We start from the raw sequence: 14,857 nt of genomic DNA, 5'->3' as shown, positions 1-14,857 counted from the left end.
GATGACAGCGCCAGCGCAGGGGATCCATCAGCGCATCGCCGAGGAACTCGGCGTGCGGGAGCGGCAGGTGACCGCCGCGGTCGAGTTGCTCGACGGCGGCGCCACGGTGCCGTTCATCGCGCGTTACCGCAAGGAGGTCACCGGCACTCTGGACGACGCGCAGCTGCGTCAGCTCGAAGAGCGGCTGCGGTACCTGCGCGAGCTGGAGGACCGGCGCACGGCCGTGCTCGACTCCATTCGGGAGCAGGGCAAGCTGGACGACGCGCTGACCGCGCAGATCATGGCGGCGGACTCCAAAGCCCGGCTGGAAGACATCTACCTCCCGTACAAGCCCAAGCGGCGCACGAAGGCGCAGATCGCCCGGGAGGCCGGGCTGGAGCCGCTGGCCGACCGGCTGCTCGACGACCCGTCACAGGACCCGCGCGAGGTCGCGGCCGGGTTCGTCGACGCGGAGAAGGGCGTCGCGGACGCCACGGCCGCGCTCGACGGGGCGCGGTCCATTCTGGTCGAGCGGTTCGCCGAGGACGCCGACCTGATTGGCGAGCTGCGCGAGCGCATGTGGACCAAGGGCGTGCTGGCATCGAAGGTGCGCGAGGGCAAGGAAGAGGACGGCGCGAAGTTCGCCGACTACTTCGATTTCTCCGAGCCGTTCGGCAAGCTGCCCTCGCACCGCATCCTGGCGATGTTCCGGGGCGAGAAGGAGGAGGTCCTCGAACTCTCCCTTGAGCCGGACCCGGATGTCGACCCGACCGTGATCCCCCCGGTGCGCAGCGAATACGAGGTGCGGATCGCGCAGCGGTTCGGCGTTGCCGACCAGGGCCGTCCCGGTGACAAGTGGCTGTCGGACACCGTGCGGTGGGCGTGGCGGACCCGCATCCTGGTCCACCTCGGCATCGATCTGCGCGCCCGGCTGCGCCAGGCGGCCGAGGACGAGGCCGTGCGCGTGTTCGCGGCGAACCTGCGCGACCTGCTGCTGGCCGCGCCCGCGGGGTCACGCACGACGATGGGCCTCGACCCGGGCTTCCGGACAGGGGTGAAGGTCGCGGTCGTGGACGCGACGGGCAAGGTCGTGGCCACCGAGACGATCTACCCGCACGTCCCCCAGCAGCGGTGGGACGAGGCGCTGGTGACCCTGGGCAGGCTGGCGGCCCGGCACAAGGTCGACCTCATCGCGATCGGCAACGGCACGGCCTCCCGGGAGACCGACAAGCTGGCGGGCGAGCTGATCAAGAAGTTCCCCGAGCTGGCGCTGACGAAGATCGTGGTGTCCGAGGCGGGCGCGTCGGTGTACTCGGCCTCGGCGTACGCCTCGCAGGAACTGCCCGGCCTGGACGTGTCGCTGCGCGGCGCGGTGTCGATCGCGCGGCGCCTGCAGGACCCGCTGGCCGAGCTGGTCAAGATCGACCCGAAGTCGATCGGGGTCGGCCAGTACCAGCACGACCTGTCCGAGGTGAAGCTGTCGCGCTCGCTGGACGCGGTGGTCGAAGACTGTGTGAACGGCGTCGGGGTGGACGTCAACACCGCGTCGGCGCCGCTGCTGACCAGGGTGTCCGGCATCGGCGCCGGTCTCGCGGAGAACATCGTGGCCCACCGGGACGCCAACGGGCCGTTCCGCTCGCGCACGGGCTTGAAGGACGTGCCGCGACTGGGCGCCAAGGCGTTCGAGCAGTGCGCGGGCTTCCTGCGGATTCCGTCCGGCGACGACCCGCTGGACTCGTCCAGCGTGCACCCCGAGGCCTACCCGGTGGTGCGGCGCATCCTGGCCAAGACCGGCGGCGACCTGCCGTCCTTGATCGGGAACACCGGCAAGCTGCGCGCCCTGCGGCCGCAGGAGTTCGTCGACGAAAAGTTCGGTCTGCCGACGGTCACCGACATCCTGGCCGAACTGGAGAAGCCGGGGCGCGACCCGCGACCCGCGTTCAAGACGGCGACCTTCGCCGACGGCGTGGAGAAGCTGGGCGACCTCAAGCCGGGGATGACGCTGGAGGGCGTGGTCACCAACGTCGCGGCCTTCGGGGCGTTCGTGGACATCGGCGTGCACCAGGACGGCTTGGTCCACGTCTCCGCGCTGTCGAGGACGTTCGTGAAGGACCCCCGCGACGTGGTCAAGTCGGGCGACGTGGTCAAGGTGAAGGTCCTCGACGTCGACATCCCCCGCAAGCGCATCTCGCTGACACTGCGCCTGGACGACGAGATCCCCGCCCCGGGCACCGCGACCTCCGGCGGACAACGACGGAACGACGGCGGCCGGGGGAACCGGGGCCAGGGCAACGGCTCCGGCGGCAACGGCTCCGGCAACGGCGGCCGGGGGCAGGGCGCGGCGCGCGGCCAGCGGCGGAACGAGGCACCTGCGGCGGGGGGTGGCGCTTTGGCAGACGCGTTGCGGAGGGCGGGCTACAAGGGCTGACCCGCGAGCCGTGCCCAGACGGGGATTGGCCGCCTAGCCGCGATCAGCGGGTCGGCCCACGGTGGGTGCTGCCTGCTGATCAGGCGGTCCCGGGCGTCTGTGGGCGGCTTGACTGAGCCTGCCGCTGGTCGGGCTTGTGCGTTGACCGGCGCGGTTCGCCTGCCTTCTGCGGCGGCGGGTCGGTGATGCGTTGCCCGCCTGCCGCAGGGTGAACATGGTGACGAGGGCGTGCCTTTGCGGGCCTTCGGGGACGCCTGCGGTGGCAGGCTCCCGAGGCATGGCTGGCATCCGGACGGCGGTGTGCCCCTGCTTGGCGGGGGCGTGTCCGAGTAGCGGCGCTGGCGACCTGGCCGCGCGGGAGCGTGCCTAGGCGGCACGGTCGCGAAGCGGCACGGTCGCGTGTGCACTGGCGTGCGGAACACTTGCGTCGTTTTGCTCGGTGGCGCGTTCGGCGGTTGTTCGGTCAGGAAGTGGGGCTATACGACCGCAGGAAGGCCGCCACCTCGTGCTGGTGGTTGTGTTCGGCCCAGTCCAGGGGTGTGGAGCCGAACTCGAAGTCCTCTGTGGACGGATCGGCTCCAAGGTTCAGGAGCAAGCGCACCAAGGGCAGGTTTCCGGTGAACGCCGCCTGGTGCAGGGCGGTTTCCCTGGCCGCGGCGTTGATGTCCCAGCCTGCTTCGGTGAGCACACGGATCGCGGTGGGGCGGGCCTGTATGGCCGCTTGGACGACGGCGTGGGGGTGTTCGTTCTTGGCGCGAGCCAGCAGGTCGGGGGGTGCGGCGTGGACCGCGGTGGCGTCGCCGCGGAGGGCGGCGGCGACCAGGAGGGCCACCTCGTCCAGGGTGACCGGGTGGGCGCCCGCCGCTGTCAGCCGGTCGGCGATTTCGGTGTTGCCCGCGCGGATGGCCAACTCCAGTGGGCCGCGGCCGTGGTGGGCCGGGTGACCGGGGAAGTCGGCGTTCGGGTCGACACCGTGTGACAGGAGGAGGGCGACGCGGTCGGGGTGGTTGTTCGCGGCGGCCCAGAGAAGTTGGTCGTGCAGCATCTCGGCGGGCGTGGGGTGGCGAGGGGCAAGGCGGGCGTGCCACGGTCCGCCGTCGCCGGTGCCCAGGCCGAACTCGAAGAGCAGGCGCAGGTGGGAGTCGTCGCGGCCGAACATGCGGTTGTAGAGGGCCTGGCTGTCGTTGGGGTCGGCGCCCGCGGTCAATAGGAGGCGGGCAAGGGGGATGGCCAGGCGGTGTTGTGGCTGGTTCGCGGCGTCCTCGCCTTCGCCGAGGACGCCGGTGAGGGCGGTGAACGGGGAAGGCAGACCTTCCCAGAGGTAACCCGCGTTGGGGTCGGCTCCCGCGTCCAAGAGCCGGCTCGCGGTGGCGAGTGGGTCGCCGCCGTCCAACCGGGAGTAGGCGAGGTAGAGCAGCGGCTCCCAGTCGTGCGGGCCGCCGGGGCGGGTGGCCAGGGTCGGGTCGTGGGCGAGCAGCGCGCGGGTGCGGTCGGCGTCGCCGAGGGCGGCGGCGGTGTGGATATCGGAGTCGGCGATCGCGGGGTGCTCGGCCAGCAGGGCGGCGGCGCGTTCGACCCGTTGTGGGCTGTCCACGCCGTAGGTGAGGCAGGCGTGGGCCAGGAACTCGTCGGCCGGGTCGGCGAAGTCGGTGGCCCGGTGCGGGAAGCGGGTGTGCCGCTCGATCAGGCGCAGGTGGTCGACCAGGCTTTGCCACTCGGGGAAGTCGTACTGGCGGGCCACCACCAGGCGGGCGGACTCGACAGTCGGCGGGGCTGACGGGAGGAACTTCTCGACCAGGGCGGTTGCCCACGCCCCGCCAGCGGCGTGTTGGTCGAGCAGGTCTCGCGCCTGCTTCTCAAGGTCTTCCAGCTTGGCGTTGTCAGGCAAGTCGCGGGCGGCCACGCGTTCGACGCTACTGGGAAATCCCCAGCGCTCCCACCGGATCGCGCAATACAGTCCGGCAGTGACCACGATCCTCGTGCCCTACCACCAAGACGAACCGCTGCCGCCGGACACGATCCCGCTGCGCGAGCCGACTGTCACCGTCCGGCCGGATCTTCCGGAGGGCGCGCTGTGGCCGCGCCTCAACGCTTTGCACGCCGCGGTGGCCGACGCCGTCGCCGCCCATGATCAGCCGACCGTGCTGTCCGGCGACTGCCTGGTCACCCTGGGGGTCCTCGCCGGACTCCAGCGGGCCGGGATCGACGCGGCCGTCATCTGGTTCGACGCCCACGGCGATGTGCACACCCTTGAGTCCTCGACCTCCGGCTACCTCGGCGGCATGGCGCTGCGCCTCGTGCTCGGCGCGCACGCCGACCTGGCCGCCGAGCCGCTCGGCCTGCGACCGCTGCCCGAGGGCCGCGCGGTGCTCGTGGACGCCCGCGACCTCGACCCCGCCGAAGCCGACTTCCTCGCGGGCGCCCGCGTGCGGCGGGTCGGGGTCGGCGATCTGGCCGACCTGCCGGACGGCCCGCTGCTGCTGCACATAGACGTGGACGTGATCGACGCGGCCGAGTTGCCGGGGCTGCTGTTCCCGGTGCCGAACGGCCCCTCGACCGACGCCGTGCTCACCGCCGCGCGACAGGTGGCGGCGACCGGCCGCGTGGCGGCCACGCATCTGTCCCTGCCCTGGCACCCGCCCACCGAGAACGACGGCCCGATCCGGGCGCGCCTGATCTCCGCGTTGCTGGGTGCATGACCACACGCGACAGCGGGCTCCAACGTCGGTCCTCAGTGGATTCAAGTTTCCCGGTAGGGATACCTCCCGCGGGTGCGCGGCTTGGCGGAGTTCGCCTCGCCTGATGCGAGTTCGCCGCGCTGCTGGTTGCAGGAGCGAGGGGTGATTCGCGGGGCGGGGAGAGTGGGTGTGCGAGGCTGGGATCGTGACCGAAGACGAGTGGGAACGGCGGTTGGCGGCGGCTTGGGCTTCCCTTGGCGAGCGGGAGGAGTCGGAGTTTCGCGGGGTGATCGAGGGGCTGGTGGCCGAGTTGCCGGAAGGCAGTGCGGTGGCCGCGTTCGAGCGGGCCTGTTCGTTCGACTCGACCGGGGACTCCGGGCGGGCGGTGCCGCTGAATCGGCAGGCGCTTGAGCGGGGCCTGGTCGGGGAGCGGCGGCGGCGGGCCGTGATCCAGTTGGCCAGTTCGCTGCGGAATGTCGGGCGGTCGAGGGAAAGCGTCGAATTGCTCACCGACGAGTTGGGACGGGGGTCCGATCACCTGGATGACGCGGTGGCGACGGTGCTCGCGTTGGCGCTCACCGACGTCGGGCGGGAGCGGGAGGCGGTTTCGGTGGCGGTGGGGGCTTTGGCCAGGCATCTGCCCCGGTATCAGCGGTCGATGGCGAACTACGCCCGGGCGCTGGTCGAGCCGGACCAGGGCTGATGCTGTGGCCGGAAACGGAAAGACACGCGTACTGGACGGTCGCGCCGTCAGACGAGTCGAGCGTTTCCGGTCGACAGCACTAGAGGTCGTCCATAGACGATGTGACGCGCAGGCGGGTGTTCATGCCGTTCGCGTTGAGGACTCGGGAGACTGCTGGGGAGACGTCGACCAGGCGGAGCCAGCCGCCGGAGCGTTCCAGGCGGCGTTGGGCGGCGATGAGGGCGTTGACGCCCGCGCAGCCGAAGAACTCGGCGTCGGAGAGGTCGACGATGAGGCCGGGGCGGGGGCTGCGCTGTTCGGCCACCGCGCCCAAGAGGAAGCGTTCCAGGACCCCCGCGGCGACCAAGTCGACCTCGCCGCCGATGGCGACGAGGACGACGCCCGGCGCGGGCGGGTCGTCCAAGCGAAGGTCCACGAAGCCCCCAGGCCATGAATCGGTGCGGCTACATCTCTCCCCACGTTACCCGCCGCGGCCCGCCATGACGTCCCACGATCGGGTTACTCAGCCGAAGCGGCCGTGCACGTGGTCCGAGGTGCGCTGGCGAGGAAGAACGCGAGACCCCGCGCCTGCCTGAATCACGCTGACCCCGTCGCGGCCTGTCCGAGGCCCCGGTGTCGGTGGAGAGGAACCGCCAGGTCACCCGCGAGTCGCCGCATCAGTGAACCTGGAAGCGGGCCATCGGGATTTGTCCCGTCCACGAAACACCCGGTGTGCTGCCGCATCGTCTGGTTCGCGGGTCGACAGGAGAAAGGATCGGCCTCGCCGCTCATGACGGATGGCTGCCCGCGCATGGTCACGCGGCGGAAACCACTGGTCACGATCAGACGCGCGCCACCGGGGCACGGTGGAAATCCACTATCTCGTTATCGGTGACGGCTGTCAGGTCCGAGTGGACTCGCGGGCTCAGGATCGCGCAGCAACCGGATCAGCTCGACGGTCGGCTGGCCGCACAGCGACGCCAGCGACTCCAGGGCGCTCAGGTCGAGGTCGCGGGTGGCTCCCGCGTGCCGTCCGACCTCCGCGGCCGCCCAGCGGTGGGCAGGCGCGAGTTCGGGCCGCTCGTCGGCGGCGAGCTGGTTGAGGTCCACTTTGAGCGACGCCGGGTACTCGTGGTTGTTGACCTGATGGTGGACACGTTCGAGTAGGTCGTGCGGCGAGGTCTCCAGGGCGGTGCACAGCTCGACGAACCGGACCACGGTGCATGATCGGGTGCCGGTCTCATAGGAGGCGAGCGCCTGCGCCGACAGCTCGTGTGGCAGCCGCTCGACCAGTTGCGCTCTGGTCCATCTGCGTCGGACCCGCAACTGCTGCAGTTCGCGTCCCAGTGCTCGCTGGTAGGCCGCTCCGTCCACGCCGTACCCCCGTCCAGTAGTCCGCGCCGCCGTTAGGCAACTCGCTGACCTGCGGTTTCCCCGATTGTTGTCACGTTACGCACATTTACTTTCGTTGCACCCATCTCGTGCCGCCTGCCCCCCTATCGAGTGATGCCCGGCGGGTGACTCATACCGTCGGTAGAGGCGAAGATGGTCCTTCGGTGACCGCTGGGGCCGGCGGACCCGGGGTATCCACGGCCTCAGCGGGCAAGCACCGCCACCAGCGCCGCGACCCCCGGCAGCACCGCCAGGACACCCACCCACCAGGACAGTGGGCCCGCCCCGCGCCGGTACCGCGCCGTTCCACACCGGACGAACCCGACCGCGCAGCCCAGGACGACCCCCGCGCACGCGAACCCGAGCGCGCTCTCCGCGCCGTGCGCGAGCAGCGCCCCGACCGCCGCCGCCGACAGCGCGGTCCGCGTCCAGGCGAGCCGGGTCCGCTCGGCCTGCAAGCCGGGCGGGCCGCCTTCCGCGTCCGGCGCGTCAGTGTCCATTGGCGCGTCAGTGTCCATTGGCGCGTCAGTGTCCATTGGTGAGGACCAAGACGAGGACTCCGATCGCGACAGCGGTCACGCCGAAGGCCAGCAGCGGAATCTGCGGGGTCGCGGGGAGCGGGCGGCCCAGGCGCATCGCGCGCTGGGTGCGCCGCCAGCGGCGGTGGCTCAGCGCGGCCAGGACGGCGCCGAGCGCGATCAGGGCGACGCCGATGACCGAGCGCGGCAGCGGGGCGCCCAGGTCAGGCAGGTACTGCGCGACCGCGACGCCGCCCGCGACCAGCGCGAGGGCGGTGCGCACCCACGCCAGGAAAGTGCGTTCGTTGGCGAGGGTGAACCGGTAATCCGGCTCCTCGCCCTCCTCGGTCTTCGTTTCGCGCATCGTCGCCTCCTGGGCGCATCGTAAGTCGGCCCGCGGCATTCAGGGGATTCGACTACCGCGAGGTTGTGGGAATACTGGTAAGAGCACAATGCGTGCGCGGCGCGCGGGAACCGCCCGCACTTGCCTTCTCTCTTTCGCCACCCGGTTGCCGGAATCGCGCACAGTAGGTGACTGACCGACCCTTGGCACTTGACCAGTAGGGGCGCTCAAACGGCCGCTATCGAATGCGAAAACTCTGCCGTAGCGTCGTTCGCCAGGTGTACACCGTCGTTTTCCCGGCCCGTTTCTTTCCCTGTCTTGGAGGCCGTTCGTGAGTCGACGTTCACTCTGTGCTCTGCTCGCCGCGGCCAGCGCCGCCGTCACCGCGGTCGCGCTGGCCGCCCCCGCCTCGGCGGACGTGCCGTCCGTACTGGACGCGTCGTCCGACGTGGCCGCCATCGCCGCCGCCCAGCGGTCGCTCACCCAGCGACTCGGCGGCGATTACGCCGACTCGTGGCTGGACTCCGCGACCGGAAAGCTCGTCGTCGGCGTCACCGACGCGTCCAGGGCGAGCGAGGTCCGCGCCGCGGGCGCGGTCGCCAAAGTGGTGCGACACAGCGCGATGCGGCTTGACAGCGTCAAGTCCAGTTTGGACAGTCGGGCCGTTCGGGCTGTGCCTGCCTCGGTCACCGGCTGGTATGTCGACCCGGTCGCCAACCAGGTCGTGGTGTCGGTGCTCGGTGACGACGCGGCCGGACTCGCGTGGGCCACGGCGGCGGGCAGCGACGCCGTGCGCACCGAGCGGGCCACCGAGGCTCCGCGTCCGATGTGGAACATCATCGGCGGGCAGGCGATCCACTTCAGCGGCGGCGGCCGCTGCTCGGTCGGCTTCAACGCCCGCAACTCCGCAGGCGCCCGCTACGTGATCACCGCCGGGCACTGCACCGATCTCGGCGGCACCGTCTCCGGTGTCGGCGGGACCATCGGCCCGGTCGCCGGATCGTCCTTCCCCGGCAACGACTACGGCATCATCCGGGTCAGCAGCAGCACGGCGGTCTCCACGCCGCTGGTGGACCGCTACAGCGGCGGCTCGGACGTCACGGTCGCGGGCTCGGCGGTCACGCCGATCGGCGGCGGGGTCTGCCGCTCCGGCTCCACCACCGGCTGGCGCTGCGGCACCGTCCAGTCCTACAACCAGACGGTGAACTACGGCGCCAGCGGCATCGTCTCCGGCCTGACCCGCACCACCGCCTGCGCCGAGCCGGGCGACTCCGGCGGCTCGTTCGTCAGCAACCCGGGCACCGGCACCCGGGTGCAGGCCCAGGGCGTCACCTCCGGCGGCTCGGGCAACTGCTCGGTCGGCGGCACGACGTTCTTCCAGCCGGTGAACGAAGTCCTGTCCGTGTACGGCTTGGTCCTCCACACCGGCTGAGTCCTCCTACACCGGCTGAGTCAGCACCCCGCCCGCCCGTCCAGGCACTCTGGGCGGGCGCACGGCTAATTCTCTGAATCGATTTTGACAGCCCCGCTCGGCGATAGGTACCGTCGGACGCGGCAACCGCCCGACCCAGTCCGACACCAGCCGCCAGACGAGTTCGGAGAAGACTCGACATGACGACGATGAGCGTGCCCCTGAACCCGGTGGTCGCCGAGGTGACCGACCGGATCGCCGCCCGCAGCGCCGCGAGCCGCTCTGCCTACCTGGCCAGGATGGCCGCCGCCGCCAGCCCCCGGCCGATGCGCGCCGGGCTCGGTTGCAGCAACCTCGCGCACGGCTTCGCCGCCTGCGCGGGCCCCGACCGGGTCGCCGTCAAGGGCGTCGCCACGCCCGGGGTCGCGATCGTCTCGGCGTACAACGACATGCTGTCCGCGCACCAGCCGCTGCACGAGTTCCCGGCGTGGATCAAGGACGCGGTGCGCGAGGCGGGCGGCGTCGCCCAGTTCGCCGGGGGCGTGCCCGCCATGTGCGACGGCATCACCCAGGGCCGCGCGGGCATGGAGCTGTCGCTGTTCAGCCGCGAGGTCATCGCCATGGCCACCGGCGTCGCGCTCGCCCACGACATGTTCGACGCGACGCTGCTGCTCGGCGTCTGCGACAAGATCGTCCCCGGGCTGCTGATCGGCGCCCTCGCCTTCGGGCAGCTCCCGGCGATCCTGGTCCCCGCGGGCCCGATGGCCTCCGGCCTGCCCAACAGCGAGAAGGCGCGCGTGCGGCAGGCCTTCGCCGAGGGCAACGCGACCCGCGACGACCTGCTGGCCGCGGAGTCCGCGTCCTACCACTCGCCGGGCACGTGCACGTTCTACGGCACCGCGAACTCCAACCAGCTCGTGGTCGAGGTCATGGGCCTGCACCTGCCGGGCGCGAGTTTCATCCCACCGGGCACTCCACTGCGCAAGGCCCTCACCGAGGCAGCGGGCCGCCGCGCCGTCCAGATCACCGCCCAGGGCGAGGAGTACACGCCCATTTCCCAGGTGGTCGACGAGCGGGCCGTGGTCAACGGCGTCATCGCGCTGCTGGCGACCGGCGGCTCGACCAACCACACCCTGCACCTGGTCGCGATCGCCGCCGCGGCGGGCATCCAGCTCACCTGGGACGACTTCTCCGACCTGTCCGCGGTGGTCCCGCTGCTCGCCCGGGTCTACCCCAACGGCAGCGCCGACATCAACCACTTCGCCGCGGCCGGCGGTATCCAGTTCCTCATCGGCGAACTGCTCGACGCGGGCCTGCTGCACGAGAACGTGTCCACTGTGGCCGGTCCGGGGCTGTCCCGATACCGTCAGGAACCCGTGCTGGACAACGGAATCCTCACCTGGCGCGACGGCCTGACCCGCTCGGCCGACCCGGACGTGCTGCGGCCGGTGTCCGAGCCCTTCGCCGCAGACGGCGGCCTGCGGATGCTCTCGGGCAACCTCGGCCGCGCGGTGATCAAGGTGTCCGCCGTCGCCGAGCAGCACCGCGTCGTGGCGGCCCCGGCCCGGGTGTTCACCACCCAGGAAGACGTGAACGCCGCGTTCCAGGCGGGCGAACTGAACCAGGACGTCGTGGTCGTGCTGCGCCAACAAGGCCCACGCGCCAACGGGATGCCCGAACTGCACGGCCTCACCCCCGCGTTGAGCGCGGTGATGAGCCGCGGATTCAAGGTCGCCCTCGTCACCGACGGCCGCATGTCCGGCGCGTCCGGCAAGATCCCCGCCGCCATCCACTGCACCCCCGAAGCCGCGGCGGGCGGCCCCATCGCCCTCGTCCGCGACGGCGACCCCATCCGCCTCGACGCCGAAACCGGCCGGGTGGACGTCCTGGTCGAGCCCGACGTCCTAGCCGCCCGCGTCCCCGTGGACGCCCCCCACGACGACACCGCGTGGACCGGCACCGGCCGCGAACTGTTCGCCGCCCTGCGCCGCTCCGTCGGCCCAGCCGACCACGGCGCCAGCGTCTTCGGCCCCGCCTTCACCGACGCCGACCTGGACGAGTTGGAGTTCTCCGCATGAGCGAGCCGTTCACTGGCCCGGTGCACCGGGCGCCGACTCGGAAGGCGACCGCATGAGCCTGCTTGACCTGTCCCCCGTCGTGCCCGTGGTCGTCATCGATGACGCCGACCAGGCTGTCCCCCTGGCCGAGGCCCTGCTGCGCGGCGGCATCGGAATCGTCGAGGTCACCCTGCGCACCCCCGCTGCCCTGGAAGCCATCCGCCGCATCGCCGCCGAAGTCCCTGACACCGTCGTCGGCGCGGGCACCGTCACCACCCCCGACCACGCCGAGGCAGCGGCCAAGGCAGGCGCCCGATTCCTGGTGACCCCCGGCAGCACGGACAAGGTCCTCGACGCGGCCACCGCCACCGGCCTCCCCCTCCTCCCCGGCGCCGCCACCGTCACCGAAGCCATGCGCCTGGCAGAACGCGGCCACACCGAACTGAAGTTCTTCCCCGCCGAGGCCGCGGGCGGCGTGGGATACCTCAAGTCCATCGGCGGCCCCTTGCCCGGCCTGCGCTTCTGTCCGACCGGCGGCATAACCCCGGCAACCGCCCCTGCTTACCTGGCCCTGCCCAACGTCGCCTGCATCGGCGGAAGCTGGCTCACCGCCACGCTGGCTAACGGCGACTACACCGAGATCGAACGCTTGGCCAAGGAAGCTTCCGCCCTGCGTCCCTGACCTTCGGTAAGCAGGTTGGTGGGGAGGGTTACTCAGAATAACCCTCCCCATCGAGCCAACCCCGAAGCCAACCACCGGTGTATCGGGGGGCAGAGCACACCCCCCCGATCTCCTCACCGATGCCGAGAGCGAATCCCAGCAGAGGCAGCACTCGCCCCCATGATCAGAATCAGCGCCGTCAACCCCCAGCGCCGCTTCTCCTGAGTGCCATTCTTCGCCTTCGGCTTGTCGACAACCTTCGCCGGAAGCGGCCGGAACGTGGCCGGAGCCACCAGCGGCTCAGGCACGACCCGCTGCGGCGCCGGAGTACCAGGCGACCGCGCAGGCGGAACCACCGGCGGCGGCGCGTTGACCGCAGGCGGCGACCCAGCCGTCGTCCGAACCGGAACCGGCGGAACCACCGGCGCAGGCAAAGCCACCGGCGGCCGCGCGGTCGGCTGCACAGGCGGAGGCTGCTCGACAGGCGGTGGCGGCTCCACCGGCGGCGGTGGCGGCTCGACAGGCGGCGGAGGCGGCTCCACCGGCGGTGGCGGCTCCACCGGCGGCGGTGGCGGCGGTGGCGGCGGCTCCACCGGCGGCGGTGGTGGCGAAGGCGGCGGTGGCGGCGGTGGCGGCGGTGGCGGCGGCTCCACCGGCGGCGGTGGTGGCGAAGGCGGCGGCTCCGGCGGCGGCGGCGAAGGCGGCGGCTCCACCGGCGGCGGCGAAGGCGGCGGTTCCACCGGTGGTGGCGGCGGAGGTGGTGGGGGTGGCGGGGGAGGTGGGGGAGGCGGCTCAGGTGGAGGTGCCGACGCGGGAACGCACCCCGTGGCATCTGCCGAACCAACGGCAGGCCAGACCGCGATCTCTTGGGCCGTGCCGTGCGACGCCAGGCTCACCCGGAACAGTCGACTCCGCCCCGCCGACCGGTTGGCCGCCGCGTAGAGCGCGTCATCCGGCCCGATGAGCGCCGCGCCATACGGGTTCCCACTGGGCAGCCAGGCCAGGTGGACCAGTGAGACGAGCCCGGTGGCCGGGTTGATCCGCACCACCCAGCCGAACGGCGTCAGATGGGTGGACACCCCGTAGAGCAAGCCGTCAGACGGCCGCACGTCAAAGTCGTCGACCGACGCCGACAGCAGGGCGGGCCACAGCGGGACAACCTTGACCAGCCCGCGGTAAGTCCCGCTGCCCGGATTGACGTCGATCCCGTAGAGCACCTTGCCGGAGCGGACATACAGAATGCCGCCCTTGACCGCGCCCGCTGTCGCGCCGCGGAACTTGTCCGCGGGCAACGGGTGGCTGATCCGCCGCACCGGGCCGAGGTCCTGCGTCTGCCCGGTGTAGGCGACCGTGACCAGGTGAGCGCCGTCGCCGAACGCGCCGCCCGCGTGTCTGTTGGCCAAGCCGTATGAGAGTTTCGCCGCAGGCGCGTACCCGAGGGCGTTGACCTGGTACTCCAGGGTCCGGACCCGCTCTGTCGCACCGTTGGACAACCGGACGCGGCTCAGCACCGACAGGCTTGACTGGCCGTTGCTGTGCACGCGCAGGAAAGTGCACTCGACGGCGCGTGTCGCGACGGGTGCCGCGCGGCCCTCTCCACCGGACAACGCGACGCTGCTCGCCAGGATCAGGCAGGCGACCCCCGCGCCCGATATGGCGGCGCGGAGGTTCATCGCAACCGTTCCAGGACGTTCTCGAAGGCGGTCGGTTCCACTTTCGCGCCTCCCGCGTAGGGGTTCTGCAACTGGTAGGTGGCGAACAGCAGCAGCGTCAGGGTCCCGGCGAGGATGGAGACGATGATGATGTGCGTGGTGGGCCGGGGGCCGACGAACAGCATCGGCATGGCCACGGACATGACGGTGCCCGCGATCAGCGCGAACCACATGACGTTGCTGACGCCGTCGCTGCCCGCGGTGCTCAGCCGCGCCTGCCGGGCCTGGTAGACCTCCAACAGCTTGTCCGCGGCGGTGGTCTTCTGGCTGTTCTGCCAGTCGTCGGTGACCGCGGTCTGGCTGACGGTCTTGCGCAGCTGGTCCAGTTTCTCCGCGCCGTCGCCCGCGACGGCGCTGGTGCCGCGGACCATGTCGGGCCACTCCTGGTCGACGACGGTGCCCGCGTAGGAGACCACGAGGTCCCGCACGTCGGTCCGCGCGGGCTCGGGCAACGCGTCCGCCGACCAGTAGGCAGCGACGAGATTGTCCGCCTCACGGGAAGCGCCGTCTTCCGCGCCGTTCACCGCGTCGAAGAGAGAGATCAGGACGAACGCCAGCAGCACCGCGTGCAGACCGCCGACGATCGTGAACACCTGCCCCGCGGCCTCGTTGTTCTCCACCGAGCCGTCCGTCGCGCCGATGCGGCGAGCGAAGTAGGCGACGGCGCCTGTCACGAGGCCCGCTCCCAGGACCCAGAGGAGCCCCATGAGGTAGATGCTCATTCCCTTGCTACTTCCTTTCCCGGACAGGGCAGACGACACGGACACTGTGACTCACAACTCACCGGGAAAAGACCTGCGAATGATCGAAATACTCGATTGGATGAACCGCTCTACCCAGTCCGACCAGCCGAGAACCACCCAAACGGCTACTTCTTCTCTACTCAGTCACGAATATGAGGTTCTACTGTGACCCGATAATCCAGTTAGCGTCAGCCCCGTGAGGGAGGCTTCCGTGACCGATGGGCGCCGCACACGCATCGTGGCCGTGCTGCGG

At 71.2% G+C, this 14,857-nt stretch carries 13 protein-coding genes; 6 read left to right on the top strand and 7 right to left on the bottom strand.

Annotation, left to right across the window (positions count from 1 at the left end; all coding sequences use genetic code 11):
- Position 1 precedes the first annotated feature (1 nt).
- Complete coding sequence (locus BLS56_RS25630) at positions 2–2,407, top strand: Tex family protein (RefSeq protein WP_091455869.1); 2,406 nt, start codon at positions 2–4, stop codon at positions 2,405–2,407.
- A gap of 463 nt (positions 2,408–2,870) precedes the next feature.
- On the opposite strand, the gene BLS56_RS25625 is transcribed toward BLS56_RS25630, so the two are convergent.
- A complete protein-coding gene (locus BLS56_RS25625) occupies positions 2,871–4,310 on the bottom strand; it encodes an ankyrin repeat domain-containing protein (protein ID WP_091455867.1) in 1,440 nt (479 codons plus the stop codon).
- Between the two features lie 61 nt (positions 4,311–4,371).
- Between BLS56_RS25625 and BLS56_RS25620 the strand changes: the two genes are divergently transcribed.
- A complete protein-coding gene (locus BLS56_RS25620) occupies positions 4,372–5,106 on the top strand; it encodes an arginase family protein (protein WP_228771930.1) in 735 nt (244 codons plus the stop codon).
- A 184-nt stretch (positions 5,107–5,290) separates the two neighbouring features.
- Positions 5,291–5,788, top strand: coding sequence for a tetratricopeptide repeat protein (locus BLS56_RS25615; RefSeq protein WP_091456044.1), 498 nt, complete (start codon positions 5,291–5,293; stop codon positions 5,786–5,788).
- Between the two features lie 79 nt (positions 5,789–5,867).
- On the opposite strand, the gene BLS56_RS25610 is transcribed toward BLS56_RS25615, so the two are convergent.
- The 4 genes from BLS56_RS25610 to BLS56_RS25595 all read right to left on the bottom strand — a co-directional run bounded on the left by BLS56_RS25610 (position 5,868) and on the right by BLS56_RS25595 (position 8,041).
- The gene (locus BLS56_RS25610) at positions 5,868–6,203 is read right to left on the bottom strand and encodes an STAS domain-containing protein (protein WP_091455864.1); all 336 of its coding nucleotides are present in this window, start codon (positions 6,201–6,203) and stop codon (positions 5,868–5,870) included.
- Positions 6,204–6,652: 449 nt separating this feature from the next.
- Complete coding sequence (locus BLS56_RS25605; RefSeq protein ID WP_091455861.1) at positions 6,653–7,141, bottom strand: helix-turn-helix domain-containing protein; 489 nt, start codon at positions 7,139–7,141, stop codon at positions 6,653–6,655.
- A 221-nt stretch (positions 7,142–7,362) separates the two neighbouring features.
- Positions 7,363–7,659: a DUF202 domain-containing protein gene (locus BLS56_RS25600; protein ID WP_175483045.1), complete on the bottom strand. Its 297-nt coding sequence runs from the start codon at positions 7,657–7,659 to the stop codon at positions 7,363–7,365.
- Between the two features lie 25 nt (positions 7,660–7,684).
- Positions 7,685–8,041, bottom strand: a complete 357-nt coding sequence (locus BLS56_RS25595; RefSeq protein ID WP_091455855.1) for a YidH family protein — start codon at positions 8,039–8,041, stop codon at positions 7,685–7,687.
- A 310-nt stretch (positions 8,042–8,351) separates the two neighbouring features.
- Between BLS56_RS25595 and BLS56_RS25590 the strand changes: the two genes are divergently transcribed.
- The 3 genes from BLS56_RS25590 (at position 8,352) to eda (ending at position 12,170) form a co-directional block, all read left to right on the top strand.
- Positions 8,352–9,452 (top strand): S1 family peptidase, encoded by a 1,101-nt coding sequence (locus tag BLS56_RS25590; RefSeq protein ID WP_091455852.1) that lies wholly within the window; start codon positions 8,352–8,354, stop codon positions 9,450–9,452.
- Positions 9,453–9,640: 188 nt separating this feature from the next.
- Entirely contained in the window at positions 9,641–11,509 is a 1,869-nt protein-coding gene (gene edd / locus BLS56_RS25585) for a phosphogluconate dehydratase (RefSeq protein ID WP_407640551.1), read from the top strand.
- Between the two features lie 52 nt (positions 11,510–11,561).
- A complete protein-coding gene (gene eda / locus BLS56_RS25580; protein ID WP_091455851.1) occupies positions 11,562–12,170 on the top strand; it encodes a bifunctional 4-hydroxy-2-oxoglutarate aldolase/2-dehydro-3-deoxy-phosphogluconate aldolase in 609 nt (202 codons plus the stop codon).
- A gap of 113 nt (positions 12,171–12,283) precedes the next feature.
- Here eda and BLS56_RS31790 read toward each other — a convergent pair whose 3' ends face one another.
- Positions 12,284–13,822, bottom strand: coding sequence for a DUF6923 family protein (locus tag BLS56_RS31790; RefSeq protein ID WP_175483043.1), 1,539 nt, complete (start codon positions 13,820–13,822; stop codon positions 12,284–12,286).
- On the bottom strand, positions 13,819–14,583 hold the full coding sequence (locus BLS56_RS25570) for a bestrophin-like domain (protein ID WP_091455848.1): 765 nt from the start codon (positions 14,581–14,583) through the stop codon (positions 13,819–13,821). Before BLS56_RS25570 ends, BLS56_RS31790 begins: the two co-directional genes overlap by 4 nt.
- Positions 14,584–14,857 lie beyond the last annotated feature (274 nt).

The sequence above is a fragment of the Actinokineospora iranica genome, from assembly GCF_900101685.1.
Classification (GTDB): domain Bacteria; phylum Actinomycetota; class Actinomycetes; order Mycobacteriales; family Pseudonocardiaceae; genus Actinokineospora; species Actinokineospora iranica.
This window is presented reverse-complemented; position numbering and strand designations above follow the sequence as displayed.

Bases quoted from the DNA above. Each gene is read 5' to 3' on its own strand.
- BLS56_RS31790 (WP_175483043.1), bottom strand. From the start codon at position 13,822: ATGAACCTCCGCGCCGCCATATCGGGCGCGGGGGTCGCCTGCCTGATC.
- edd (WP_407640551.1), top strand. From the start codon at position 9,641: ATGAGCGTGCCCCTGAACCCGGTGGTCGCCGAGGTGACCGACCGGATC.
- BLS56_RS25595 (WP_091455855.1), bottom strand. From the start codon at position 8,041: ATGCGCGAAACGAAGACCGAGGAGGGCGAGGAGCCGGATTACCGGTTC.
- BLS56_RS25630 (WP_091455869.1), top strand. From the start codon at position 2: ATGACAGCGCCAGCGCAGGGGATCCATCAGCGCATCGCCGAGGAACTC.
- eda (WP_091455851.1), top strand. From the start codon at position 11,562: ATGAGCCTGCTTGACCTGTCCCCCGTCGTGCCCGTGGTCGTCATCGAT.
- BLS56_RS25570 (WP_091455848.1), bottom strand. From the start codon at position 14,583: ATGAGCATCTACCTCATGGGGCTCCTCTGGGTCCTGGGAGCGGGCCTC.
- BLS56_RS25600 (WP_175483045.1), bottom strand. From the start codon at position 7,659: ATGGACACTGACGCGCCGGACGCGGAAGGCGGCCCGCCCGGCTTGCAG.